At 71.1% G+C, this 22,476-nt stretch carries 21 protein-coding genes and 1 pseudogene; 6 read left to right on the top strand and 16 right to left on the bottom strand.

What is annotated here, in order from left to right:
- Nucleotides 1-4 precede the first annotated feature (4 nt).
- A pseudogene (locus ACIRA5_RS44070) lies at nt 5-192 on the bottom strand (hypothetical protein); the annotation flags it as partial.
- Nucleotides 193-415: 223 nt separating this feature from the next.
- The gene (locus ACIRA5_RS44065) at nt 416-1,414 is read right to left on the bottom strand and encodes a zinc-binding alcohol dehydrogenase family protein (RefSeq protein WP_403701389.1); all 999 of its coding nucleotides are present in this window, start codon (nt 1,412-1,414) and stop codon (nt 416-418) included.
- Between the two features lie 134 nt (nt 1,415-1,548).
- Here ACIRA5_RS44065 and ACIRA5_RS44060 point away from each other — a divergent pair, with 134 nt between their 5' ends.
- On the top strand, nt 1,549-2,178 hold the full coding sequence (locus tag ACIRA5_RS44060; RefSeq protein ID WP_403701386.1) for a CGNR zinc finger domain-containing protein: 630 nt from the start codon (nt 1,549-1,551) through the stop codon (nt 2,176-2,178).
- A gap of 54 nt (nt 2,179-2,232) precedes the next feature.
- Here the strand turns inward: ACIRA5_RS44060 and ACIRA5_RS44055 are convergent, their stop codons facing one another.
- Nucleotides 2,233-2,829 carry a TIGR03086 family metal-binding protein gene (locus ACIRA5_RS44055; protein WP_403701382.1) on the bottom strand — a complete coding sequence of 199 codons (597 nt, stop codon included), beginning with the start codon at nt 2,827-2,829 and terminating at the stop codon, nt 2,233-2,235.
- A gap of 117 nt (nt 2,830-2,946) precedes the next feature.
- Between ACIRA5_RS44055 and ACIRA5_RS44050 the strand changes: the two genes are divergently transcribed.
- The 3 genes from ACIRA5_RS44050 to ACIRA5_RS44040 all read left to right on the top strand — a co-directional run bounded on the left by ACIRA5_RS44050 (nt 2,947) and on the right by ACIRA5_RS44040 (nt 6,678).
- On the top strand, nt 2,947-4,218 hold the full coding sequence (locus tag ACIRA5_RS44050) for an aromatic acid exporter family protein (RefSeq protein WP_403701379.1): 1,272 nt from the start codon (nt 2,947-2,949) through the stop codon (nt 4,216-4,218).
- A gap of 52 nt (nt 4,219-4,270) precedes the next feature.
- Entirely contained in the window at nt 4,271-5,311 is a 1,041-nt protein-coding gene (locus ACIRA5_RS44045; RefSeq protein WP_403701375.1) for a hypothetical protein, read from the top strand.
- Nucleotides 5,312-5,448: 137 nt separating this feature from the next.
- Nucleotides 5,449-6,678 (top strand): lactonase family protein, encoded by a 1,230-nt coding sequence (locus tag ACIRA5_RS44040; RefSeq protein ID WP_403701373.1) that lies wholly within the window; start codon nt 5,449-5,451, stop codon nt 6,676-6,678.
- Here the strand turns inward: ACIRA5_RS44040 and ACIRA5_RS44035 are convergent.
- Complete coding sequence (locus ACIRA5_RS44035; RefSeq protein WP_403701685.1) at nt 6,646-7,371, bottom strand: DUF2470 domain-containing protein; 726 nt, start codon at nt 7,369-7,371, stop codon at nt 6,646-6,648. The genes ACIRA5_RS44040 and ACIRA5_RS44035 overlap by 33 nt on opposite strands.
- Before the next feature lie 98 nt (nt 7,372-7,469).
- Nucleotides 7,470-8,087 carry a TetR/AcrR family transcriptional regulator gene (locus tag ACIRA5_RS44030; RefSeq protein ID WP_101402498.1) on the bottom strand — a complete coding sequence of 206 codons (618 nt, stop codon included), beginning with the start codon at nt 8,085-8,087 and terminating at the stop codon, nt 7,470-7,472.
- Between the two features lie 122 nt (nt 8,088-8,209).
- On the opposite strand from ACIRA5_RS44030, the gene ACIRA5_RS44025 reads away from it, so the two are divergent.
- On the top strand, nt 8,210-9,694 hold the full coding sequence (locus ACIRA5_RS44025) for a cytochrome P450 (RefSeq protein WP_403701371.1): 1,485 nt from the start codon (nt 8,210-8,212) through the stop codon (nt 9,692-9,694).
- Here ACIRA5_RS44025 and ACIRA5_RS44020 read toward each other — a convergent pair.
- The 11 genes from ACIRA5_RS44020 to ACIRA5_RS43970 all read right to left on the bottom strand — a co-directional run bounded on the left by ACIRA5_RS44020 (nt 9,662) and on the right by ACIRA5_RS43970 (nt 20,986).
- Nucleotides 9,662-10,504, bottom strand: a complete 843-nt coding sequence (locus tag ACIRA5_RS44020; protein ID WP_403701369.1) for a pentapeptide repeat-containing protein — start codon at nt 10,502-10,504, stop codon at nt 9,662-9,664. The two genes, ACIRA5_RS44025 and ACIRA5_RS44020, sit on opposite strands and share 33 nt — an antisense overlap.
- A 133-nt stretch (nt 10,505-10,637) precedes the next feature.
- Nucleotides 10,638-11,540, bottom strand: coding sequence for an RNA polymerase sigma factor SigJ (gene sigJ, locus ACIRA5_RS44015; RefSeq protein ID WP_403701366.1), 903 nt, complete (start codon nt 11,538-11,540; stop codon nt 10,638-10,640).
- 31 nt (nt 11,541-11,571) lie between these two features.
- Nucleotides 11,572-12,873, bottom strand: a complete 1,302-nt coding sequence (locus tag ACIRA5_RS44010; RefSeq protein WP_403701363.1) for an alpha/beta fold hydrolase — start codon at nt 12,871-12,873, stop codon at nt 11,572-11,574.
- Between the two features lie 134 nt (nt 12,874-13,007).
- The gene (locus ACIRA5_RS44005) at nt 13,008-14,033 is read right to left on the bottom strand and encodes a LacI family DNA-binding transcriptional regulator (RefSeq protein ID WP_403701360.1); all 1,026 of its coding nucleotides are present in this window, start codon (nt 14,031-14,033) and stop codon (nt 13,008-13,010) included.
- 76 nt (nt 14,034-14,109) lie between these two features.
- Entirely contained in the window at nt 14,110-15,534 is a 1,425-nt protein-coding gene (locus ACIRA5_RS44000) for a BNR repeat-containing protein (protein WP_403701357.1), read from the bottom strand.
- A gap of 66 nt (nt 15,535-15,600) precedes the next feature.
- On the bottom strand, nt 15,601-15,921 hold the full coding sequence (locus ACIRA5_RS43995; protein ID WP_060899292.1) for an L-rhamnose mutarotase: 321 nt from the start codon (nt 15,919-15,921) through the stop codon (nt 15,601-15,603).
- 17 nt (nt 15,922-15,938) lie between these two features.
- Nucleotides 15,939-17,021 carry a rhamnose ABC transporter substrate-binding protein gene (gene rhaS, locus ACIRA5_RS43990; protein WP_403701354.1) on the bottom strand — a complete coding sequence of 361 codons (1,083 nt, stop codon included), beginning with the start codon at nt 17,019-17,021 and terminating at the stop codon, nt 15,939-15,941.
- A gap of 123 nt (nt 17,022-17,144) precedes the next feature.
- Nucleotides 17,145-18,122: an ABC transporter permease gene (locus ACIRA5_RS43985; protein ID WP_403701351.1), complete on the bottom strand. Its 978-nt coding sequence runs from the start codon at nt 18,120-18,122 to the stop codon at nt 17,145-17,147.
- Nucleotides 18,115-19,155 carry an ABC transporter permease gene (locus ACIRA5_RS43980; RefSeq protein WP_403701348.1) on the bottom strand — a complete coding sequence of 347 codons (1,041 nt, stop codon included), beginning with the start codon at nt 19,153-19,155 and terminating at the stop codon, nt 18,115-18,117. The genes ACIRA5_RS43985 and ACIRA5_RS43980 overlap by 8 nt, the downstream gene beginning before the upstream one ends.
- On the bottom strand, nt 19,152-19,472 hold the full coding sequence (locus ACIRA5_RS43975) for a hypothetical protein (RefSeq protein ID WP_403701345.1): 321 nt from the start codon (nt 19,470-19,472) through the stop codon (nt 19,152-19,154). The genes ACIRA5_RS43980 and ACIRA5_RS43975 overlap by 4 nt, the downstream gene beginning before the upstream one ends.
- On the bottom strand, nt 19,469-20,986 hold the full coding sequence (locus ACIRA5_RS43970; RefSeq protein WP_403701342.1) for a sugar ABC transporter ATP-binding protein: 1,518 nt from the start codon (nt 20,984-20,986) through the stop codon (nt 19,469-19,471). Before ACIRA5_RS43970 ends, ACIRA5_RS43975 begins: the two co-directional genes overlap by 4 nt.
- A gap of 329 nt (nt 20,987-21,315) precedes the next feature.
- On the opposite strand from ACIRA5_RS43970, the gene rhaI reads away from it, so the two are divergent.
- Nucleotides 21,316-22,476, top strand: a complete 1,161-nt coding sequence (gene rhaI, locus ACIRA5_RS43965) for an L-rhamnose isomerase (protein WP_403701339.1) — start codon at nt 21,316-21,318, stop codon at nt 22,474-22,476.

The following is a 22,476-nucleotide window of genomic DNA, read 5'->3' as shown; positions in this document are numbered from 1 at the left end:
TCGGTCACCCGGCCGCGTACGCGTCCTCCACGTAACGCCCGTTCGCGATCAGCTCGTTCAGCCACCTCTCGGCGGTCGCCTCGTCGGCATCCGGCGTACGGCGTACGGCGTACGGTCCCGGTACAGCGTACGGAAGGCCTCGCGGACGCCGGGTGCCATGCGCGAGCCGTCGCCGCACATGTACACAGTGGCGGGGCCGCAGCGGGGTGAGGAGGTCGAACAGGGCCGGCCAGTCCAGCGCGCGCCGGGTCCACCGCCGGGCCGCGGGAGAGCGCCGCAACGTGGCGCAGCGCCCTCCCCTGGGGTGTGCGGCCGTCCCTGAAGTCCACTTGGCCCCTCCCCTGCCCTGTTTCCGCACGCGTTCGCCCCGCTCCGGGACCTTCAGAGATCACTCGTCGGGCGCGACATCCGCAACTCATTTCTCCTGGACGGCCAGCACGATCTTGCCCCGGTTGTCGCGCCGCTCCAGACGTTCGTGGGCCGCGCGTGCCTGGTCCAGCGGGACCACCGTCTCGACCGGCACGCGGTACGTGCCCGCCGCGACCCGCCGGGCCAGCTCGCGCAGGTCCTCGCGGGGGTCGTAGCCGTGGATCTGCAGATTGGTGAGCTGGAAGCCGAGGACGGCGGCGTTCTTCGGATAGAAGTCGCGGGTGTCGATCGTGCTCGGCTCCAGGGCGACGTTGGCGAGGGCGATCACCCGCCCGCCGTGCCCGACCTCGCGCAGACTCCGTCCGAAGGCGGGGCCGCCGACGGTGTCGAGGACGACGTCCGCACCGCGCCCGCCGGTCAGCCGCAACACCTCCTCGACCTCCGCGTCGCCCGGATGCGCGGAGGTGTCAAGGGTGTCGTGGGCGCCGAGTCCGGCGGCCCAGGCGGTCTTGTCGGGTGAACCCGCGAGCGCGACGACACGGGCGCCGGCCCCGGCGGCGATCTGGACGGCCGCGCTGCCCACCCCGCTCGCGGCGGCCTTCACCACCACGGTGTCGTCCTTGGTCACCTTCGCCAGATGGCGCAGGCAGTACCAGGCGGAGAGCCAGGCCACGGGCAGGGCGGCGGCCTCGGCCAGCTCCAGACCGTCCGGCACGACCGTGACCTGCCGGGCGGGCACGACGGCCAACTCGGCGTAGAAACCGGGTGCGTTCACCCCGTCCAGGGCCATGACCCGCTGTCCGACCTCGATGCCGGTGACCCCCTCCCCCACCACGGCGACGACGCCGGCCGCCTCCACGCCCGGGATCAGCGGCGGCCGTCCGGCCCGGTGGTACCGCCCGGCACGGACCAGCGCGTCCGCCCGGTTCACCCCCGCCGCCACGACCCGCAGCAGCACCTGGCCCGGGCCCGCGACCGGGTCGGGGACCTCCACCGGCACCAGCACCTCGGGCCCGCCGAACTCGTCGATCCGCACCGCACGCATACCGCACCTGCTTCCCTGTGGACGCATCGGAGCACCGCGGCGTCCGAGGAGGCCCACGAGCACGGTGACACCGGTTGAAGTGGTGTCACCATGCGACACCACTTCAACCGGTGTCAAGGCGCTACACTCCGACCATGCCCTCCGCTCCCGCCGCCGTCCCCGAACCCGCCTCGCCGTTCCCCTTCATCGGCGGACGCCCCTGCCTGAACTTCGTGGCCACGCTCGGCAAGCGGCACGCCACCCCCCTGGAGCGGCTCCCGGACCCCGACGCCCTCGCCCGCTGGATCACCGGGGCGGGCCTGAGCGCCGGGGCCGACGACACCCCGGTGCGCGTCACCGAGGGCGATCTCACCCACGCCCGCACCCTGCGCGAGGCCCTCTACCGGCTCGTACGCGCCGCGATGGCCGGGGAGGCACCCGATCCGGCCGATGTCGCGCGGGCCAACGAGGCGGCGGCCCGTCCCGACCTCGCCCCCCAGCTCGCCGAGCCGCAGGACGAGGGCGCGGGCCCCCGGCAGCCCCTGCGCTGGACGGCCGAGCGTCCCGGACCCGCGGCCCTCGCGACCGTGGCCCGGGACGCCGTCCTGCTGGTCGGCGGCCCGCTCCTTGCCAGGGTCAAGGAGTGCGAGAACCCCGAGTGCTCGCTGCTCTTCCTTGACGACTCCCAGGCCCGTCGGCGCCGCTGGTGCTCCATGGACCGCTGCGGCAACCTCGCGAAGGTGGCCGGCTACCGGTCCCGCAGCCGCGCCGACTCCAGCCGGTGACGGCGGCCCACCGGCTGAGAACACCGCGGGGGTCCCCGCCGCGCAGTCCGCGCGTCAGGACACGGCGGGCGTCCAGTGCGGGTCCCGGCCGAGGAAGGCGAGCAGCGCCTCCGCCCGGCCGGCGGCCGCCGGCACCTCGCGGGGAGCGGCGAACACCCCGTACGAGTCGCGCAGATGATCGACGAGCCGATCCGCCGCGAACCTGATACCCGCCGCCGGCTCCTCCTCCAGCGGCGCGTCCTGGCCGGTGGCGACGGCGATGTCCCAGGCGTGCACGGCGGCGTTCATGGCGGCAGCGGCGGCGGCCGGCGGGAACGGCAGCGGTCCGAGGGGGGTCGCGACCTCCGGGGAGTCGGCCGGCAACTGCGCGTAGGCGTCCGCCACGCCCCGCAGCACCTTCTCCAGCACCGTCTGCGCGTCGGAGTCCAGCACGTCGGCGGGCCGGAAGGGGTCGGAGCCGGGCCGGTCGGCGCCGGTGATCGCGGCGCCGTACGCCTGCTGATCCAGTCGCGCGTGGTTGAGGACCTGCCGCACCGTCCACGCGCTGCACGGCGTCGGCGCCCCCCACGCCCGCTCCGGTACGGCGGCGGCCACCTCACTCAGGTAGACATGTGCCCTGGTCAGCAGCTCGAAGCCCGCGAGATCGCTCATTCCTGGTCCCCTCCTCGGTGCCTTCCGGCCGACGAGAACAAACTAGGCTCCCTTGCGGACAGTTACGGTCCTCGATCAGCACGTTCGGTACGCCTGCGAAAAGGGAAAAGGCCAAGGATGCGAGACGTACGTGGTGCGTGGGCCGTGGCGGGCGCACAGCTCCGGAAGTGGCACGAGGAACCCGTGGTCGTCCAGTCGGTGCGGTCGGCGGGGGCCGCGACCGTCGCGTACGTGATCGCGTTGCGGCTCAGTCCGGAGCCCGCGCCGCTCACCGCCCCGCTCACCGCGCTCCTGGTCGTGCAGGTCACGCTCTACGCCACTCTCACCACCGGCATCCGCCGGGTGAACTCCGTGGTGGCGGGTGTCGTCGTCGCCATCGCCTTCAGCGTTCTCGTGGGTCTGACATGGTGGAGTCTGGCCCTGCTCATCCTCGCCTCGCTGGCCGTCGGCCATCTCGTCCGGGTCAGCGAGTTCGTGCCCGAGGTGGCGATCAGCGCCATGCTCGTGCTCGGCGTGACCAGGGTCGGGGACACGGCCTGGGCCAGGGTGCTGGAGACACTGATCGGCGCGGTGGTCGGACTCGGCTGCAATCTGCTCTTCGCTCCGCCGGTGTGGGTGGGTGCGGCCGGCGAGTCCATCGAGGATCTGGCGCGGCGGGTACGGCGGTTGATGCTGCGCATGGGCGAGGAGGCGGCCGGCCGCACCCCCGTCGAGCACGCCACCGCGCGGCTGCACGAGGCGCGCCGCCTGGACCACGACATCGTCCAGGTGGACGCGGCGCTCCGGCAGGCCGAGGACAGCCTCAAGCTCAATCCGCGCGTACGGGAGGGCCTGCTGCACCGGATCGTGCTGCGCACCGGCCTCGACACGCTGGAGATCTGCACGGTGGTGCTGCGGGTGCTCGCCCGCACCCTCACCGACCTCGCCAAGGAGCGCGATCCCGAGCCATTGTTCGAGCCTCAGGTGGGGGCGACGCTGGAGCAGCTGCTGTCCGAAGTGGGCGACGCCGTGGTGAGTTTCGCGGTCCTGGTGACCACGCACATCAGTCAGAACGCCGAGTCGGCCGAGGCCCGGCTCGCCGCGGAGCTGTCCACAGCCACGGCGACCCGCGACAAGCTGGCCCAGCTGCTGCTCGACGAGGTGCAGCGGGACGCCCGGCAGTGGCAGCTGCACGGCGCCGTCCTCACCGAGATCAACCGCATCCTGGACGAGCTGGACACGGAGCACCGCTCACGACGGCTCATGGAGGAGCTCGACCGCGGTACCCGCGAAGAGCGCAAGCGCCGTGACCACCTCGTCCGACTGCGGCAGCGCCTTCGGACGGCCCGCGGGCCGCGACAGCCGCGTTCGGACCGGAACCGTCCCCCCGTCTCCGGTCGTTCTCTCTGAGGACAGACGTTCCGTTTTCGGGGACGGGGGCGACGATGGGGGGAGCGGACGGATGGCCGACGACGCGGTGCGGATCGACGGGAACACACTGCGCCTGCCGGGCGGGGTGCGGGTCCGGTTCATGCGGACGCTGCGCCTGCCCGAGACGGGCACGCACGAACTGCCGCCGGGGCTCGGCGAGTTCCCCGTGCGCCGCGTCGAGGACCACGCGGACACCGTGCCCGCCGAGTGGCGTGCGCGCGGCGGTGTGATGCTGCCGGTGTATCTGCGCGAGGCCATGTGGCTGAGCTTCGCGGGTTCGACGGAGCCGGCCGCGCTCCAGGTCGGCGTGGGCAAGGTGTGCGCGGTTTCGGGCAGGCCGTGGAGCTCCCTGCTCTCCCGGAACCCGCAGAACTACGTGGTGATCCCCCGCCAGCCCTGGCTCGACGGCATCAACTCCGGGAAGGGCACGGTCCGCCAGTTCGTGGCCGTGCCGCTGGGGCTCGGCGCCACGGTCGAGGGCCAGGTCACCGGCGAGGAGGTGTGGGGCGGCCTGCAGCTGCAGTCCTTCCGGCTCAATGACGCGGAGCTCGCGAAGTGGCGCGAGTGGGAGCGCCGCCGGTCCGTGAGCACGAGGTCCGTGAAGAGCGTGTCCGCCTATGGCGCCGCCCCGCCGGCTCCCGGCGCCGCCATGGCCGCCGCGCCCCCCTCGGCGGCCCGCGCGAGGAGTGCCCCGGCCATGGGACTCGGCGTCGGAGGCTCGATGCGCCAGGAGGTCTACGCGGACGAGCGCTCGCGCGGCGCCTGGGCCAGGGAGCCCGCCGGCCGGGTGTTCGTGCATCTCGTGACGCCTCCCGAGTGGCGCCGGATCACGGGCGAGGCTCCCCCGCCGTCACCCGTCGACCGCGCGGCCTACACACGGGCCGGGCTGCCCTGGTTCGAGTACTACGACGACGCGGCCCATGACGTCGCCCCCACCGACACACTGAGCTCGGTGCGGCCGGTCGGCGAGTGGCTCGGCGACGACCACGAGCCCTGGCAGGAGCCCTCGCCCCACCAGGTGAAACAGCTGGGCGACGCGCCGGGCGAGCCGGTCGAGGACGGTGACTGGTAGGCGGCCCCACTCAGCCGTCGGACCATCCCCCTTCTTGTTGCACAGGGCGCAACAAGCATTGCCGTTCTTGCACTTCTCGGGTGTGGCACGCCAAGGTGGCTGTGACGACCGAGGCAACCGACACCCGAGGTGCAGCTATGAACAGTGGCGCGGATCCGGCACGGGACGCGGGCGGCGGCTGGGGCAGGCGCCGGTTCCTCGGGGCGCTGGCGGGGATCACCGCGGTGACGACGGTGCCGGCACCGGCCGCGCCGCGCACCCGACCCACGGCCGCCACGAACCCACCCGCCGAGGGCTCCCCCGCCACCTCGGCCCCCGGGCCGACCTCTTCCTCCCCCACCGTCCGCCGGCTGTTCCTCGGCACGTACACCTCGGTCGAGGGCGGTGGAAAGGGGATCGGCCTGGCCACGTACGACCCGGTGACGGGCACCGTGACGGCCACCGGCACACTCACCGGCATCGGCGACCCGTCGTACCTCGCCACGCATCCGAAGGGCCACACGCTGTACGCCGTCGACGAGCGGCCGGAGGGCGCCGTGACGGCCGTACGGCTCGCCGACAACCGGGTCCTGGGCTCCCGGAGCACCGGTGGCGCGGGCCCCTGCCACCTCTCCGTGCATCCGAGCGGACGGTGGCTGCTGAGCGCCAACTACGCCTCGGGCAGTGTGGCCGTGCACCCCGTCGACGCCTCGGGCGCACTCGGCGAACGCACCGACCTGGTCACGCACTCCCGTCCGGCACCGGGCCCCGGCCAGGACGGCCCGCACGCGCACCAGTTCACGACCAGTCCGGACGGGGGGCACGTCCTCGCCGTCGACCTGGGCACCGACACGGTGTACACCTACCGCCTGGACCAGTCGAAGGGAACGCTCACCGAGGTCTCCCAGGCGCACACCCGGCCGGGCGCGGGGCCACGCCATCTCACCTTCCACCCCGGCGGCCGCTTCGCCTATCTCGCCAACGAGGTCGACAACACGGTCGTGGTCTGCGCGTACGACCCGGCGAGCGGACGGCTCACCCCGGGCGACCCGCAGTCCACCGGCACGGGCACGGGCACGAACTATCCGGCGCAGATCCTGGTGACGTCGAACGGTTCGTACGCCTATCTCGCCAACCGCGGCCACAACACCCTGACGCGGTACGCGGTCGAGGCGGCCGGTGCCCGGTTGAGGCTCCTGGACAGCGTCCCGGTCGGTGGCGACTTCCCGCGCCACCTCGCCTTCTCACCGGACGAACGGCTGCTGTTCACGGCGAACCAGCGCTCGAGCACGGTCAGTGTCTTCCACGTCGAGGGCGCGAGCGGTGTACTCCGGCTCGCGGGCAAGCCGTTCGCCTCACCCGTCGCCGTCTGTACGCTGCCGCTGTAGCGCGCGGGGGCAGTTCGCGGAGCTCGCCTGCGTGAGCAGCACATGCATCCGCTCGGTGAGCTGCGAGACGTCGTCGGCGGGCGCGTGGAAGGACAGGCGTACGTCGCCGTTGCCGCGCGCCCGTTCGATCCGCAGCGTCAGTCCGTGCCGGTCGACGGCGAGCGGCTGGACGCGGACCGCGCCGTGCAGACCCTCGGGCTCGACGAGACGGGTCAGCCGCTCGACGGCGTCCGGGTGCGCGTCGGCCAGGTGGGTGAGCAGGCTCGCCTCGGCCGTCGCGAGCGGGTCGGGGACGGCGTCCGCGAACTCGTCGAGGTCCACCACGAGCGCGCCGGACGCCTCGCGCAGCACCACGCGCGAGGGCCGGAACTCCAGGTGCCCCTCCGCCAGGACGAAGCGGCCGGCCATCCAGAGCCGGGCGCGGATCCGGCCCCGCACCGGCACGGGCGCGACGTCCGCGAACTCCAGGACGGCGGAGGGCTCTCCGCGCGGCGCGCAGACCGCCGCGGCCGTCAGCGCGCTGTCGTCCGGCACGTGCAGGAGAACCCGGCCGTCCACGGTGACGGTGTGCGCGCCGACGAGCTCCTCCCTGCCGCCCTCCGCGGTCACCGCGCAGGACCATGCCGCGGCGAGCACCGAGCGGGCGCGCTCGGCAGCGGCGGGCGCGGCCGTCCAGGTATGACGGTCACCCATGCGGTCACCCATCCCAACCTCCCTTAGGTAAGCCTTGCCTAACCTATCGGAGATCCGGGTGTACGCCAACCACGCCACACCTGCGTCCCTCGCACGAGTTACGGCGTGATGGCGCCCAGAAGCGCCCGCGCGCACAGATCCCGCAGCTGCTCCCGGGTCAGCTCCGCCCCCCTGAGCCACTCCAGGCATACGGCCGTGGTGAAGGCGAGCCAGCCACGGACGGCGATCCGCAGCTCGGGCCGGTCCTCGATCCCCCCGGGAACGTCGGGGTCCGCGTCGAGCGCCGCCAGGATCTGCTGCTCCTGCGCGGCCAGCGCCCGCTGATAGACCCTGCGCACGGCCTGGTCACCGGCCGCGTCGGCGCGATGGAAGGCACGAAAGCCGTGCGCGTGGGCCTCGACGTACGCCAGGAAGGTGTCGAGTCCGGCGCTCAGCTGCTCGCGGACGGGAATGCCGGGCACCGCGGCCGTCAGCCGCAGCATCCGCTCGCTCTCGCGCTCCACGACGGCCGCGAAGAAGTCCCGCTTGGTGGGGAAGTAGTGGTACAGGAGCCCGCGCGAGACCCCGGCGATCTCGGCGACCTGCTCGATCCACACCTCGTCGTACGGGCTCTCGGAGAACAGCCGCGCCCCGACGGACAGCAGCTGCTCCCTGCGCTCCTCGGTACTCAGCCGACGGCGGGTCCGTTCCCCTCGCTCCCCCTGTTTGCCCATCATGGCCGCACCTTACTTGACGTCGGTTCAACAACGGGATCACACTGAAAACCGCTATTGAACCCGCGTACAACATGGTCGGGGCGGCAGCGTCGACGTGCCACCGGCACAAGGGAGATCGCGTCATGGCGGAGACGACAGGGGCCGTGCTGCCCAAGGGGTTCCGGAGCGCGGAGCTGGGCTGGCCCGAGCTGCACCGCATCCCCCGCCCGCCCTACCGGCTCCCCCTCGTCGGGGATGTGATCGGCGCGAACGTCCGCTCTCCCCTGCAGGACTCGATGCGGTTCGGGCGCAGGCTCGGGCCGATCTTCCGGCGCAAGGGCTTCGGCAAGGAGATCGTCTTCGTGTGGGGCGCCGAGCTCGCGGCCGAGCTCGCGGACGAGAACCGGTTCGCCAAGCACGTCGGGCTCGGGGTCGCCAACCTGCGGCCGGTCGCCGGGGACGGTCTGTTCACGGCGTACAACCACGAACCGAACTGGCAGCTGGCCCACGACGTCCTCGCCCCGGGCTTCAGCCGTGAGGCGATGGAGGGCTACCACCCGATGATGCTCGCCGTGACCGAGCGGCTGATGGACCGCTGGGACGGGGAACGCGCGGCCGGCCGGGCGGTGGACGTGCCCGGCGACATGACGAAACTGACGCTGGAGACGATCGCCCGCACCGGCTTCGGCCACGACTTCGGCTCCTTCGAGCGCTCCAGGCCGCACCCCTTCGTCACCGCGATGGTCGGCACCCTGACCTACGCGCAGCGCCTGAACGTGCTCCCCGCGCCGCTGGCCCCGGTCCTGCTGCGCGGGGCCACCCGCCGCAACGAGGCGCACACCGCGTACCTGAACCAGACGGTCGACGCCGTCGTGGCCGCCCGCCGGCACTCCTCCGGCGAGGGGGACCTGCTCGACCGGATGCTGGAGACCGCCCACCCGGACACGGGGGAACGGCTGACGCCCGAGAACATCCGCCGCCAGGTGATCACCTTCCTGATCGCCGGCCACGAGACGACCTCGGGCGCGCTCTCCTTCGCCCTGCACTACCTCGCCCAGCACCCGGGCGTCGCCGCCCGCGCACAGGCCGAGGTGGACCGGGTCTGGGGCGACACTCCCCTGCCCGCCTACGACCAGGTCGCCAAGTTGCGGTACGTCCGCCGGGTCCTCGACGAGTCGCTACGACTGTGGCCGACGGCGCCCGCCTTCGCGCGCGAGGCCCGCGAGGACACCGTGCTGGGCGGGGTCCACCCGATGCGGACGGGTGCCTGGACCCTGGTCCTGACGGCGCTGCTGCACCGCAACCCGGAGGTGTGGGGCGCGGACGCCGAGGAATTCGACCCGGACCGCTTCGACCCGGGGGCCGTACGGTCCCGGGCCGCCCACACCTTCAAGCCGTTCGGCACCGGGGCGCGGGCCTGCATCGGCCGGCAGTTCGCGCTGCACGAGGCGACGCTCGTCCTGGGGCTGCTGCTGCGCCGCTATGAGCTGCGGCCCGAACCGGACTACCAGCTGCAAGTCTCCGAACGACTGACGCTGATGCCGGAGGGGCTGCGGCTGCACCTCGATGACCGGGCACCCGCGGCGGACCCGGTGTCACTGCGTCCAGTGGCCCGGGCGGGTGACTGACCGCGGCAGCCTGGTCCCGGCGCTGCCCCTGGCCGCGTTCAGCTGGGGCTGGGTCAGGAAGAACGCGTCGGTCAGATCCGCGTCCGTGAGATCCGTGTCACGGAAGTCGGCACCGATCAGGTCCGCGCCGCGCAGATCGGCGCCGGTGAGGTCGGCGGCGATGAGGTAGGCGCCGCGCAGGTTGGCACCCCGCAGGTCGGCGCCCTTGAGTCGGGCGCCCATGAGGTTGGCGCCGCGCCGCTCCTTCTTCTTGCCGCGGCCGACTCCCGCGCGCACGAGTTCGCTGGTCCGCAGCAGGAGGGTGTTGACCTGCTGCCGGTGCGCGTTCACGTCCAACTCCCCCAGCTCCTCGGGGGTTTGGTTCGTCAGTCGCTCCGTCTCGGCGAGGGCTCGGCGGATGTCGGCGTGGATCGGGCGGGCCGCGGGGAGGGTCAGGGCCTCGTTCAGGTACCGGAGCAGTTCGTGGAGCTGGCGGACGACCGGGAACACGTCGAACATCTGCCGGGCTCGTTCCCGCGGGCCGGTGCGCCAGTCCTGGCCGCCGAAAGTGACCTGGGAGACCTGCTGGCCGGCGCCGAAACAGTCGTACACCGTGCACCCGTTGAACCCCTTCTCCCTCAGCTGCGTGTGGATTCCGCACCGGGAGTCCGTCCGCAGGTTCTGGCAGGGCTTTCCCGCGTCCTTGTCGATCGCGAAGTCCGCCGAGCGGGTGAAGGGCAGGGCGACACAGCACAACCCGAAACACCGACCGCAGTCGGCCCGCAGCTCAAGGAGCCGGTCATCGACTGCCGCCACACTGTCTTCTCGCATGTCACCAGCGTACTGAGCCGTCGGGTGCACCTCTGCGACGCACTCTTCGGCTGCGGGTGGGTGGGGGCTGATCGCGCGGTTCCCCGCGCCCCTGGAAGGGCGCTGCGCGCAGCTTTCCAGCGCAAACGGTGGCTCAGCCCTCCAGTCCGGTGAGGTTCACGTGGGTCAGGCGTTCGGGGTCGGCGAGGATGTACATCTCGACGACGCGGCCGTCGGTGATGGTGACGCCCATGACGGACAGGGGACGGCCTTCGGGTGCCGTGACGACGCCGATCGCCCCGTTGACCAGCGCGAGCCGGGAGAACTCCGCGAACTGGCGGAACATGAGGGCCTGTTGGGCGACGCCGGTCGCGCCGTGGACCACCTTGGACGCCGCCGCCCCGCCGACGAGCACACCGGAGTCGACGCGGAGCACGACATCGGGATGAAGGACGGACACCAGCGCCTCGAAGTCCCCGGCGCGCGAGGCCGCGAGGAAGGCGTCCAGGACCAGTTTCTGCCGGGCGGGATCGAGCTCGGGCTCCGGTACGGCAGCGCCCCGTACCCGCCGCCGCGCCCGGCTCGCCAGCTGCCGCGTCGCGGCCGACGAGCGGCCCACGACGGGCGCGATGTCGTCGAAGGGCACCGCGAACATGTCGTGCAGGACGAACGTGAGGCGCTCGGCGGGCTCCAGTGTCTCCAGGACCACCAGCAGGGCCAGCCCCACCGAGTCGGCGAGCAGCACCTCCTGCTCGGGGTCGATCCGCTCCAGGGGGCTGACCAGCGGGTCGGGGACATAGGTGTCCAGCGGCTCCTCACGACGCGCGGCACGCGAACGCAGCAGGTCCAGACAGACCCGGCCGACCACCGTGGTCAGCCAGCCCGCGAGGTTCCTGATCTCACCGACGTCCGTGCGGCCGAGCTTCAGCCACACCTCCTGGACCGCGTCGTCCGCCTCACTCAGCGAGCCGAGCATCCGGTACGCCACCGCCCGCAGGCGACCGCGGTGCTCCTGGAACCGATCCGCGAGGTGTTCGAGGAGTTCGTCGTCGTCCATCGTGTTGTCCTCTCCCCCGAACGGCGCCCGCTCAGACCTCGTCGCGCGACAGCGCCAGCAACCGGTCCAGAACGCGCGACCCCCCGGCCCGTACACCGTCGTGCTCGAACTCGTCCGTCACCCAGGTCCGCAGACCACCGATGGCACGGGCCGTGCGCAGGGAGTGCTCCGGGCCGACGTACATGTCGTCGTGGTAGACCGCCGCGGCCACCGGCACCTCGTTGGCGGCGAGGCGGGCGGGGTCGTACAGCGGCCGCCAGTCGGTGCGCGCGGCGAGTTCCTCGGCGGTCTCGCGGAGGGGACGCAGCGCGGGATCGGTGTCGAACACCCAGGGGTGCACGGACTCGCCGGTGAACAGCAGCGGTCCGTCGTCCGCGAGGGCCTTCGCCGCGTCGAACTGGGGGAACTCGGCGCGCACCCGCTCGGCGGACCAGGCGGTCGGCCGGTCGTCCTGGGCGTAGCAGGCCTCGTGGACGAGCGCGTACAGGGGGTGGCCGGCGTACGAGAGGAGGCCCTGTACCTCCTCCTGGAAGGCGTCGGAGAGGGCCAGGCCCTGCGGGGTGCGGACGAAGGCCTCCTCCAGGAGGTAGTGCAGCCGGTGGCTGCCCTCGCCACCGCCGAGGAGGATGCCGAGGGACTGGAAGGCCTCGACGGTCAGGCGGTAGCCGTTGCTCAGGACGGTCTCGTGGCGGAGGAGGTGGTCGGCGATCTGCCGGGCCCGCTCGACGTCCTGGGGGTAACGCGCGTAGTGCGCCGCGACCTTGCGTTCGATACGGGGGTACGCGGCCCGGTAGACGTCGTCCGCGTGCGCGTCGAGGGAGGGCAGGCCGCCGGTGATGAGGGCCGCGCGCAGACCTTCGGGGGCGGTCGAGAGGTAGTGCACGACGCAGAAGCCGCCGAAGCTCTGGCCGAGTACGGTCCAGGGGTCGCCGCCGGTGAGCCGGGGGCGGATGGCCTCGCAGTCGCGGACGATGGAGTCGGCGCGGAAGCGCGCGAGGTAGTCGGCCTGCGCGCCGGGACCGCCGCGCAGCGGCAGCGTCTGGCGGTTGGCGGGCGTGGAGTGGCCGGTGCCGCGCTGGTCGAGCAGCAGCACCCGGAACTCCTTCAGCGCGCGGCCGAGCCAGGCCTGCTTGCCGACGAAGCGGTTGGCGCCGAAGCCGGGGCCGCCCTGGAGGTAGACCATCCAGGGGAGGTCCTGGTGCGTCTTGTCGCTCGCGACGACCTCGCGGGCGAACAGTTCGATGCTCTCCCCCGCCGGGTCGTCGTGGTCGAGGGGCACGGTGAAACGGTGGTCGGTGAGGACGACACCGGGCTGGCGGTAGCTGACGCTCAACAGGGCTCCCGAGACGTACGGATCCAGGCTGCGTCCCAGTTGAGCACATGATCCCCGACCGGCCGAGACCGGGGATCAAGAAAGTCGTACTGAATGGTCGCTCAGCAGGCCAGGCGCGTGGAGCGTGCCGCGCGTCAGCGCGCCGACAGGCTGGAGCGGCGCACGACCAGCTCCGGCTGGAGCACCACGCGCCGGTGTTCGTGCGGTGTGGGTGCCGTCTCGGCCTCCGTCTCCTCCAGCAGCAGTTCGGCGGCGAGGGCGCCCATGGTCATGGCGGGCTGCCGTACGGAGGTGAGCGGGACGGCCGCGGCGGCGGCGAACTCGATGTCGTCGTAGCCGACGATCGCGAGGTCGTCGGGGACGCCGACGCCCGCCGCGTACATGGCCTGCAGGACGCCGAGCGCGAGCAGGTCGTTGGCGCAGAAGACGGCGGTCGGGCGCTCGGCGAGGCCCAGCAGCCGCGCGCCCGCGTCGCGGCCCGCGGCCACGTCGAGGCGCTGGGTGGGCAGCTCCCGCATCGCGGTGGGCGGGAGGCCCGCCTCGGCCAGCGCGTTCAGGGCGCCCACGCGGCGGTCCCTGACCTGGTTGAGGCCGGGCGGCCCACTGACGTACGCGATCGATCGATGGCCCGCGTCGACCAGATGCCGTACGGCCAGCGCGCCGCCCGCCACGTCGTCGACCGAGACCGAGCACTCGGTGGTGCCCTCGGCGACGCGGTCGACCAGCACGAAGGGGATGCCGTTGCGGCGGAACGTCGCGATGTTGCGCCCGGTCGCGTCGGCGGGCGTCAGCAGCACGCCGCGTACCCGCTGCTCGGCGAAGAGCGACAGGTAGTCGGCCTCCTCGCCGGCGCTCTGCGCGCTGTTGCAGACCATCACGCCGAGCCCGGCCTCCCGCGCGGCGCGCTCGGCGCCGCGGGCGACGTCCACGAAGAAGGGGTTGCCCATGTCGAGGACGAGCAGGCCCATGATCCGGCTGCGTCCGGCCCGCAGCTGCCGCGCGGACTCGCTGCGGACATAGCCGAGCCGGTCTATCGCCGACTGGACACGGGCCCGGGTCTCGGAGGCGACGCTGTCCGGGCGGTTGATGACGTTCGAGACCGTGCCCACGGAGACTCCGGCGGCGCGGGCGACGTCCTTGATACCCACCGACTGTGCCATCAGGCGGGAACCTCCAGGGGGACGAGAAGCGGCGGGCGGGCCTTCACATTACCCGCGAGTCCGCCGACTTCGCTGGTCATGCGGGCAGCCGGAAGTCGACGACGTGGAGCGCCGAGGGCGTGGTCCCGCTCGACTTCTCCTGGTACATGACCGACAGTGTCCCGTCCTGTGAGACGCGCGTCTCGTCGATCACCACCTCACCGAAGGCGTCGAGGCCGCTGCCGTCGTACAGGAGTGTCCAGTCCGTGTACCCGGAGGACTTCGAGGCGCCCGCGATCCGGCCGAAGGGCATGATCGCGTAGGCGTTGTCGTACGTGTCCAGGATCAGCTTCGTGCGCTGGCTCGAGCCGAGGGCGATCGGGATCTCGGTCTTCGCCCAGCTGCCCGAGGCGTTCTTGTGGAGGTGGAAGGCGCGGCCGTTGTTCGTCCGGTCGGTGACGTAGTTCGTGGTGCACTGCCCGAACCGCCCGGGCACATAGCTGATGATCGCGTGCGGCAGGCCGGTGGAGTCGGTGGCCTGGCTCTCCTGGTTCATCAGGGAGTGGTCGGGGTTGAGCGCGTCGACGACGAGTCCGGCGTCGGTGACACCCACCGTGTCGGAGCCGCCCGTGGTGCCGACGACGGTGCCCGCGTTGTTGCGCCAGGTACGGCCGCGGTCGGTCGAGTAGACGTAGCCGGTGTCGTGGTTGGTGATGCCGCCGCTGTTGCACATCACGGCGCCGTTCTGCTCGCGCCAGGTGAAGAAGGAGTGCAGGCGTCCGTTGACGTCGTAGTCGATGCCGTGCAGGTACATGTTGCGAGCGGTGCTGGAGCCGTGCTCGCTGGTGTACGTGCCGGTCGAGCCGGACCACTCCCCGAGAGCGGTCCAGGACGAGCCGTCGTACTCCGCGAGGGCGTTGCGCCCGTTTCCGGAGATACCCACGCGGTAGCTCAGCTGGAGCTTGCCGTCGGGCGTGGAGACGAACTGGGGGTAGGTGAACTGCGTGGTGAGCGCGAGGCCGTCCAGCGAGGTCTGTACGGCTCCGAAGACGGCTGAGGTCCAGGCGGTCGAGGCGGGGTTGTCGAGCAGCCCGGCCACCGATTTCACGTAGAAGAAGCCGTCGCTGTGGGAGTCCATGTTCAGGTGCAGCCGGCCGTCGGTCTTCGACACGCCCATGGAGATCACGTTGTGCGAGTCGGAGCTCTTGAGCCGATGGGCGAGGGTGACCGTCGACCAACCGGACGCGCCGAGCGCCCGGCGGGCGACGACCGCGCTGCGGTCGGCGGTGTACCAGACGGCGTACTGGTAGCCCTTGTAGGTCAGCAGACCGTTCTTCTGGAACGAGTTGTTGTTGACCAGGCCGTCGTACGACACGAAGAACAGGGCCTGGGCGTCGAGTTGGGTGCTGCCGGTGAGGGAGACCGAGGGGCCTGGGTCGGCCGCGCGCGCCGTACCGGCGCCGATTCCGGGGCCTGCCACACCGGTCAGCAGGGCGGTGGCCAGCAGGGTGCGTCTCTTCATGTCCGGACTCCTGGGGAGGGCTTCGCGCGGATACCAGCGGGTGACGGGGGTGCCAGGAAGGGGTTGTCAGGCGAGGTGGAAGACCTCGGTGAGGGGCTTCATGGCCTCGTCGGGTCTGGCGCCGTCCAGCGATTCGAAGAACGGCGCCATCTCCGCCTGCCAACGGGCATTGATGTCGGTGGCTTCCATGCCGGCCTGCGCGGCCGCGAAGTCCTCGGTCTCCAAGTAGCCGACCAGCAGGCCGTCCTCGCGCAGGAAGAGCGAGTAGTTGTGCCAGCCGGTGGCCGAGAGCGCGTCGAGCATCTCGGGCCACACGGCGGCGTGCCGCTCGCGGTACTCGTCGAGGCGGTCCGCACGGACCTTCAGCAGAAAGCACACACGTTGCATCAAGGGACCCCCGGATCCTAGAAGTTGAACTGGTCGATGTTCTTGGCGTTGAAGACGGTCGGCTTGCCCAGGTTGATCACGCCGTCCTTGCCGATGGTGAACGAGCCCATGTCACCGGCCTTGAAGGTCTCACCCTCGGCTCCGGTGATCTGCCCCGAGGACAGCGCCACGGCCGTACGCGCGGCGAGTTCGCCGAGCTTCGCCGGGTCCCACAGCTCGAAGGCGTCGACGGTGCCGTTCTTGACGTACTTGCGCATGTCGTTGGGGGTGCCGAGGCCGGTCAGCTTGACCTTGCCCTTGTACTTGGAGCCGGAGAGGTACTGGGCCGCGGCCTTGATGCCGACGGTGGTCGGGGAGATGATCCCCTTGAGGTTCGGGTGCTCCTGGAGGAGGCCCTGGGTCTGCTGGAAGGACTGCTGGGCGTCGTCGTTGCCGTAGGCGACCTTGACCAGCTTGACGTCCTTGTACTTGGGATCCTTCAGCTCCTCCTTCATGAAGTCGATCCAGGTGTTCTGGTTCGTCGCGGTCTGCGCGGCGGACAGGATCGCGATCTCGCCCTTGTAGCCGATCTGCTCGGCGAGCAGCTGTACCTCGGTACGGCCCAGGTCCTCGGCGCTGGCCTGGGAGACGAAGGCGTTGCGGCACTCGGGCTTGGTGTCGGAGTCGTACGTGACGACCTTGATCTTGTTGCTCATGGCCTGCTTGAGCGCAGTGCACAGGGCGCCCGGGTCCTGCGCGGAGACGGCCATCGCGTTGACCTGCTGCTGGGTGAGCGTGTTGACGTAGCTGACCTGGCCGGAGGTGTCGGTGGCGCTGCTCGGGCCGACCTCCTTGTACGTGGAGCCCAGCTCCGTCAGCGCCTTCTCGCCGCCCTTGTCCGCCGAGGTGAAGTACGGGTTGTTGACCTGCTTGGGCAGAAAGCCGACCTTCAGGCCCTTCTTGGTGGCCGCGTTCGGGTCGGCCTTGCCGGTCGCGGCGGCAGAGCCGCCCCCGCTCTTCACGTCGTTCTTGGTGGTGCCGCCGCAGGCGGTGACGGCCAGGGCGAGCGAGGTGACGGCGGCGAGCGCCGCGCCGGTACGGCGGAGGGATGACTTGCGCATGGCGGGTTCCTTCTGACGGAGGTGAGTGCGGCGCGCCCCTGAATGGGCACAGGGCTGTATCGGACATGCGGCTCCGCCGCGTGGACGCGAGCGACCACGGGTGGTCCGCGGTTCTCGAACGGTCTATCCAGTGGTGCGTGCCGCCCTCGCTACGGAGATCTGCCGGGCGACCCGGGGGCCGAGCACGGAGATGACGAGCAGAACGCCGGTGACGACGATCTGCGACTGCGCGGAGACGTTCAGGAGACTCATCACGTTCTGCAGCGCGCCGAGCAGGAAGACTCCCGCGATCGCGCCGCCGAGCGTGCCCTTGCCACCGTCGAAGTCGATGCCACCGAGCAGGACGGCGGCGACGACGGAGAGTTCGAGGCCGTTGGCGTTGTCGTAACGGGCGCTGGCGTAGTGCAGGGCCCAGAAGATGCCGGTGAGCGAGGCCATGAAGCCGGTGGCGACGAAGAGGATCAGCTTCTGCCGCTTGACGCGGATGCCGGCGAACCGGGCGGCCTCCTCGTTGGCGCCGACCGCGAAGGCCGAGCGCCCGAACGGGGTGGCGTGCAGCACCACCACCGCGATCGCCAGGAGTGCGAGAAAGGGCAGGAAGGCCTGCGGGATGAAGGTGTTCCCGATGCGTCCGGCCGCGAAGTCCTGGTACTGGGTGGGGAAGTCGGTGACCGCGTCCGAGCCGAGCACGATCTGTGCGATGCCCCGGTAGGCGGCGAGGGTACCGATGGTGACGGCGAGGGAGGGCAGCCCGAGCCGGGTCACCAGCAGGCCGTTGACCAGTCCGCACACCACTCCGAGGAGCAGGCAGATCGGGATGATCGTCTCGATCGCCATGCCCTGGTTCCACAGGGCGCCCATCACCGAGCCGGACAGACCGGCCGTGGAGGCTACCGAGAGGTCGATCTCCCCGGCCACCACCAGCAGGGTCATCGGCAGCGCGATCAGCGCGATGGGCAGGGTGTTGCCGATCAGGAACGACAGGTTGAGCGCGTTGCCGAAGCCGTCGACGAAGCCGAACGAGAACAGCAGCAGGACGATGAGGAGGGCGCCGACGACCGTGTCCCAGCGGACGGCGCGCGCGAGGGACGAGTCAGCCATGGCGGGCGTTCCTCTTCTTCAGTGCGGAGGCCACGCGCAGCGCGACGATCCGGTCGACCGCGATGGCGAGGATGAGCAGGATGCCGTTGATGGCGAGCACCCAGACGGAGCTGACGCCGAGGGCGGGCAGCACACTGTTGATGGAGGTCAGCAGCAGCGCGCCGAGCGCGGCACCGTAGACGCTGCCGGAGCCGCCGGTGAAGACGACACCGCCGACCACGACCGCGCTGACGACGGTGAGTTCGTAGCCGGTGCTGGTACCCGAGTCGACGTTGCCGAACCGGGCGAGGTACAGGGCGCCCGCGAGTCCGGCGAGGCCGCCGCACACGACGTACGCGGTGAGGATCCGCTGACGGACGGGGATGCCGGCGAGCCGGGCGGCCTCCGGGTTGGAGCCCAGCGCGTACAGCTCGCGGCCGCTGCCGAAGTGCTTGAGGTAGTACGCGGTGACCAGCAGGACCGCCAGCGCGATCAGGGCGAGGTAGGGGACCGCGGAGATGCCGCCGGAACCGAAGTCGACGAAGCCGCCGGGAAGGTCGGCCGCGGTGATCTGGCGCGAGCCGACCCAGATGGAGTCGACGCCGCGGATGATGTAGAGCGTGCCCAGGGTGACGACCAGCGCGGGCACCTGGCCGAGGCTGACCAGCAGCCCGTTGACCAGTCCGCAGCCGATGCCGAGCAGGACGGCCAGGACGACCGCGACGACGGGGTTTCCGCCGCCGTGCAGATAGGTGCCGGCGGCGAAGGCGCTGATGCCGAGGGTGGAGCCGACCGACAGGTCGACGTTCCGGGTGATCACGACCAGCGACTGACCGGTGGCGACCAGTACCAGGATCGTCGCGTTCAACAGCAGGTCCTTGATGCCCTGTTCGGACAGGAACTCACTGTTGCCCATCTGAGTGATCGCGATCATCACCAGGAAGACGACCAGGATGGCGAGTTCACGCATCTTGAAGACACGGTCCACCAGCCGGGTACCACTCGACTTGGGTACCTCGGCGGCGGGCGCGGGATTGGGTGCGGTCACCGTCATACGGCGGCCCTCCGGGGGATGTTCGGGGTCTGACGGACAGCCGTCGACGTGCGGGGGACGGCCCCCTCGGGGAAGGCGGCCGTGGTGCGGGCGGCCCCCTCGACGGTCGCCCGCGGGTCAGTCGCCCGCAGGGCAGGGGCGGACGTCTTCGCGACGGCTGGCGTGCGACGGGCAACCGAACCGGTGGCTCCGAGCGTCACACCGGCGACCCGCCCGGCCACGGGCGAGGCGAACCGCACGCCCGTCGCGGTCACGGTCACGGCCGGGGCCACCGGAGTTCCCGGGGCCGCCGGGACCGCGCTATCGATGCCTGTCACGCGGCAACCCTCCCCGTCGCGGCGGCCATCACGGTCTCCTCGGTGGCTTCGGAGCGGGGTATCTCGGCGGTGAGCCGGCCCTCGTGCATCACCAGCACGCGGTCGGCCATGCCGAGGATCTCGGGCAGGTCGGAGGAGATCATCAGGACGGCCACCCCGTCGGCGGCCAACTCGGAGAGCAGCCGGTGCACTTCGGCCTTCGTGCCCACGTCGATGCCCCGGGTGGGCTCGTCGACGATCAGCACCTTGGGGCCGGTGGCGAGCCACTTGGCGAGGACGACCTTCTGCTGGTTGCCGCCGGAGAGCGTGTTGACCGTGTCGGCGATCCGGGCGTACTTCACCTGGAGCTTGACCGCCCAGTCGAGGGAGCGGCTGCGCTCGGCGCCGCGGTCCACCAGCCCCGCCTTCACGGTCGTACGCAGCCCGGTGAGCCCGATGTTGCGCTCGATGGACATGTCCATCACCAGGCCCTGGGCGCGCCGGTCCTCGGGGACGAGGGCGAGCCCCGCGGCCATGGCCGTGGAGGGCGCGCCGTTCGTCAGTGCCTTCCCGTCGACCTCGACCTCTCCGGCGTCCCAGCGGTCGACGCCGAAGACGGCCCGGGCGACCTCCGTACGCCCGGCGCCGACGAGTCCGGCGAGACCGACGATCTCGCCGCGCCGCACGTCGAAGGAGACGTCGGTGAAGACGCCCTCGCGGGTCAGCCGGCGCACGCTCAGGGCGACTTCGCCCGCCTCGACGTCCTGCTTGGGGTAGAGCTCGTCGAGGTCGCGGCCGACCATCCGGCGTACGAGGTCGTCCTCGGTCATGCCGTCGAGAAGCTCGCTGGAGATCCGGGCGCCGTCGCGCAGGGTCGTGACCCGTTGGCAGATCTGGAAGATCTCCTCCAGGCGGTGCGAGATGAACAGCACCGCCGAGCCCTGCTCGCGCAGGGTGCGCACGACACCGAAGAGACGGGCCACCTCGCTGCCGGTCAGGGCGGCGGTCGGCTCGTCCATGATCAGGACGCGGGCGTCGAAGGAGAGCGCCTTGGCGATCTCGACGATCTGCTGGTCGGCGATGGACAGTCCGCGCGCCGGACGGTCGGGGTCGAGTTCGACTCCGAGTCGCTTCATCAGAGCGGCGGTCGCCTCATGGGTGGCCTTGTGGTCGATACGGCCGAGGGCGCGCCGGGGCTGGCGGCCCATGAAGATGTTCTCCGCGATCGACAGGTCGGGGAAAAGGGTGGGCTCCTGATAGATCACCGCGATGCCCGCGTCGCGGGCGTCGGCGGGACCGTGGAAGACGGTGGGCTCACCGTCCAGCAGCACCTGGCCGGCGTCCGGTCGGTGCACGCCGGCGAGCGTCTTGATGAGGGTCGACTTGCCCGCGCCGTTCTCACCGGCGAGAGCGTGCACCTCGCCGGGGAACAGTTCGAGGGACACGTCCCGCAGGGCGCGTACCGCGCCGAAGGACTTGGAAATGTCCTCCAGCGCCAGTACGGGGGCCGGACCCGCGTCGGACCGGTGGGTCATGTGAGCTCCTCAACGACGCGGGCGGCGAGGCCTCACGACGTCGTGAAAGGTTTCAACTAGGTTGCCGGGACGTTAGGCAGGTAGCCCAGGTCACGTCAATGGGTCCGGGTCGAAATTTTCGATAGCCGATGGTCACAACCGAGTCACGGACGGCGGTCTTCACCCAGGGGCTTGACACGCCTTCGGACGGCTCATAGCTTCGGCGTTCTGAATCGTTTCAGATCGTTTCAGGCCGAAGAGCTGTTCCGATCAGGCAGAAGTGCAGTTCGGACCCGACTCCACAAGTCGTTCGAAACCGAAGCCACACCCGAAGTCACAGGAGCCCCGAAGTGACCGAGCTTGCCGCGGTGAAGACCGCCCTCAAGACCCAGGCAGTAGAGACGCCCTCATGGGCGTACGGGAACTCGGGAACCCGCTTCAAGGTGTTCGCGCAGCCCGGAGTCCCGCGCAATCCGCGCGAGAAACTGGACGACGCCGCCCAGGTGCACGCCTTCACGGGGGCCGCGCCGACCGTCGCGCTGCACATCCCCTGGGACAAGGTCGACGATTACGGGGCGCTGGCGAAGTACGCGCAGGAGCGCGGCCTGAAGCTGGGCGCGATCAACTCCAACACCTTCCAGGACGACGACTACAGGCTCGGCTCGATCTGTCACCCGGACGCCGCCGTCCGCCGGAAGGCCCTCGATCACCTGCTCGAGTGCGTGGACATCATGGACGCGACGGGTTCGAAGGACCTGAAGCTCTGGTTCGCAGACGGTACGAACTATCCCGGTCAGGACGACATCCGTGAGCGCCAGGACCGGCTGGCCGAGGGCCTGGCCCAGGTCTACGAGCGACTCGGGGACGACCAGCGGATGCTGCTGGAGTACAAGTTCTTCGAGCCCGCCTTCTACATGACGGACGTCCCGGACTGGGGCACTGCGTACGCGCACTGCCTCAAGCTCGGCCCGAAGGCGCAGGTCGTCGTCGACACCGGTCACCACGCGCCCGGCACCAACATCGAGTTCATCGTCGCCACGCTGCTGCGCGAGGGGAAGCTCGGCGCGTTCGACTTCAACTCCCGGTTCTACGCCGACGACGACCTGATGGTCGGTGCGGCCGATCCCTTCCAGCTGTTCCGGATCATGTACGAGGTGATCCGCGGCGGTGGCTTCACGCCGGACGTCGCCTTCATGCTCGACCAGTGCCACAACATCGAGGCGAAGATCCCGGCGATCATTCGTTCCGTGATGAACGTGCAGGAAGCGACGGCGAAGGCGCTGCTCGTGGACGGTGCGGCGCTGGCCGACGCGCAGCGTACCGGGGATGTGCTCGCGGCCAACGCGGTGATCATGGATGCGTACAACACCGATGTGCGGCCGTTGCTTCGCGAGGTCCGGGAGGAGTCGGGGCTGGAGCCCGACCCCATTGCCGCGTACCGGCGGTCCGGATGGGCGGAGAAGATCGCGGCGGAGCGGGTGGGCGGGCAGCAGGCGGGGTGGGGGGCCTGA

The sequence above is a fragment of the Streptomyces sp. NPDC096311 genome (assembly GCF_044763085.1).
In the GTDB taxonomy this organism is placed as follows: domain Bacteria; phylum Actinomycetota; class Actinomycetes; order Streptomycetales; family Streptomycetaceae; genus Streptomyces.
Note: the sequence above shows the minus strand (reverse complement) of the source record. Positions and strands in the feature narration are given on the sequence as shown.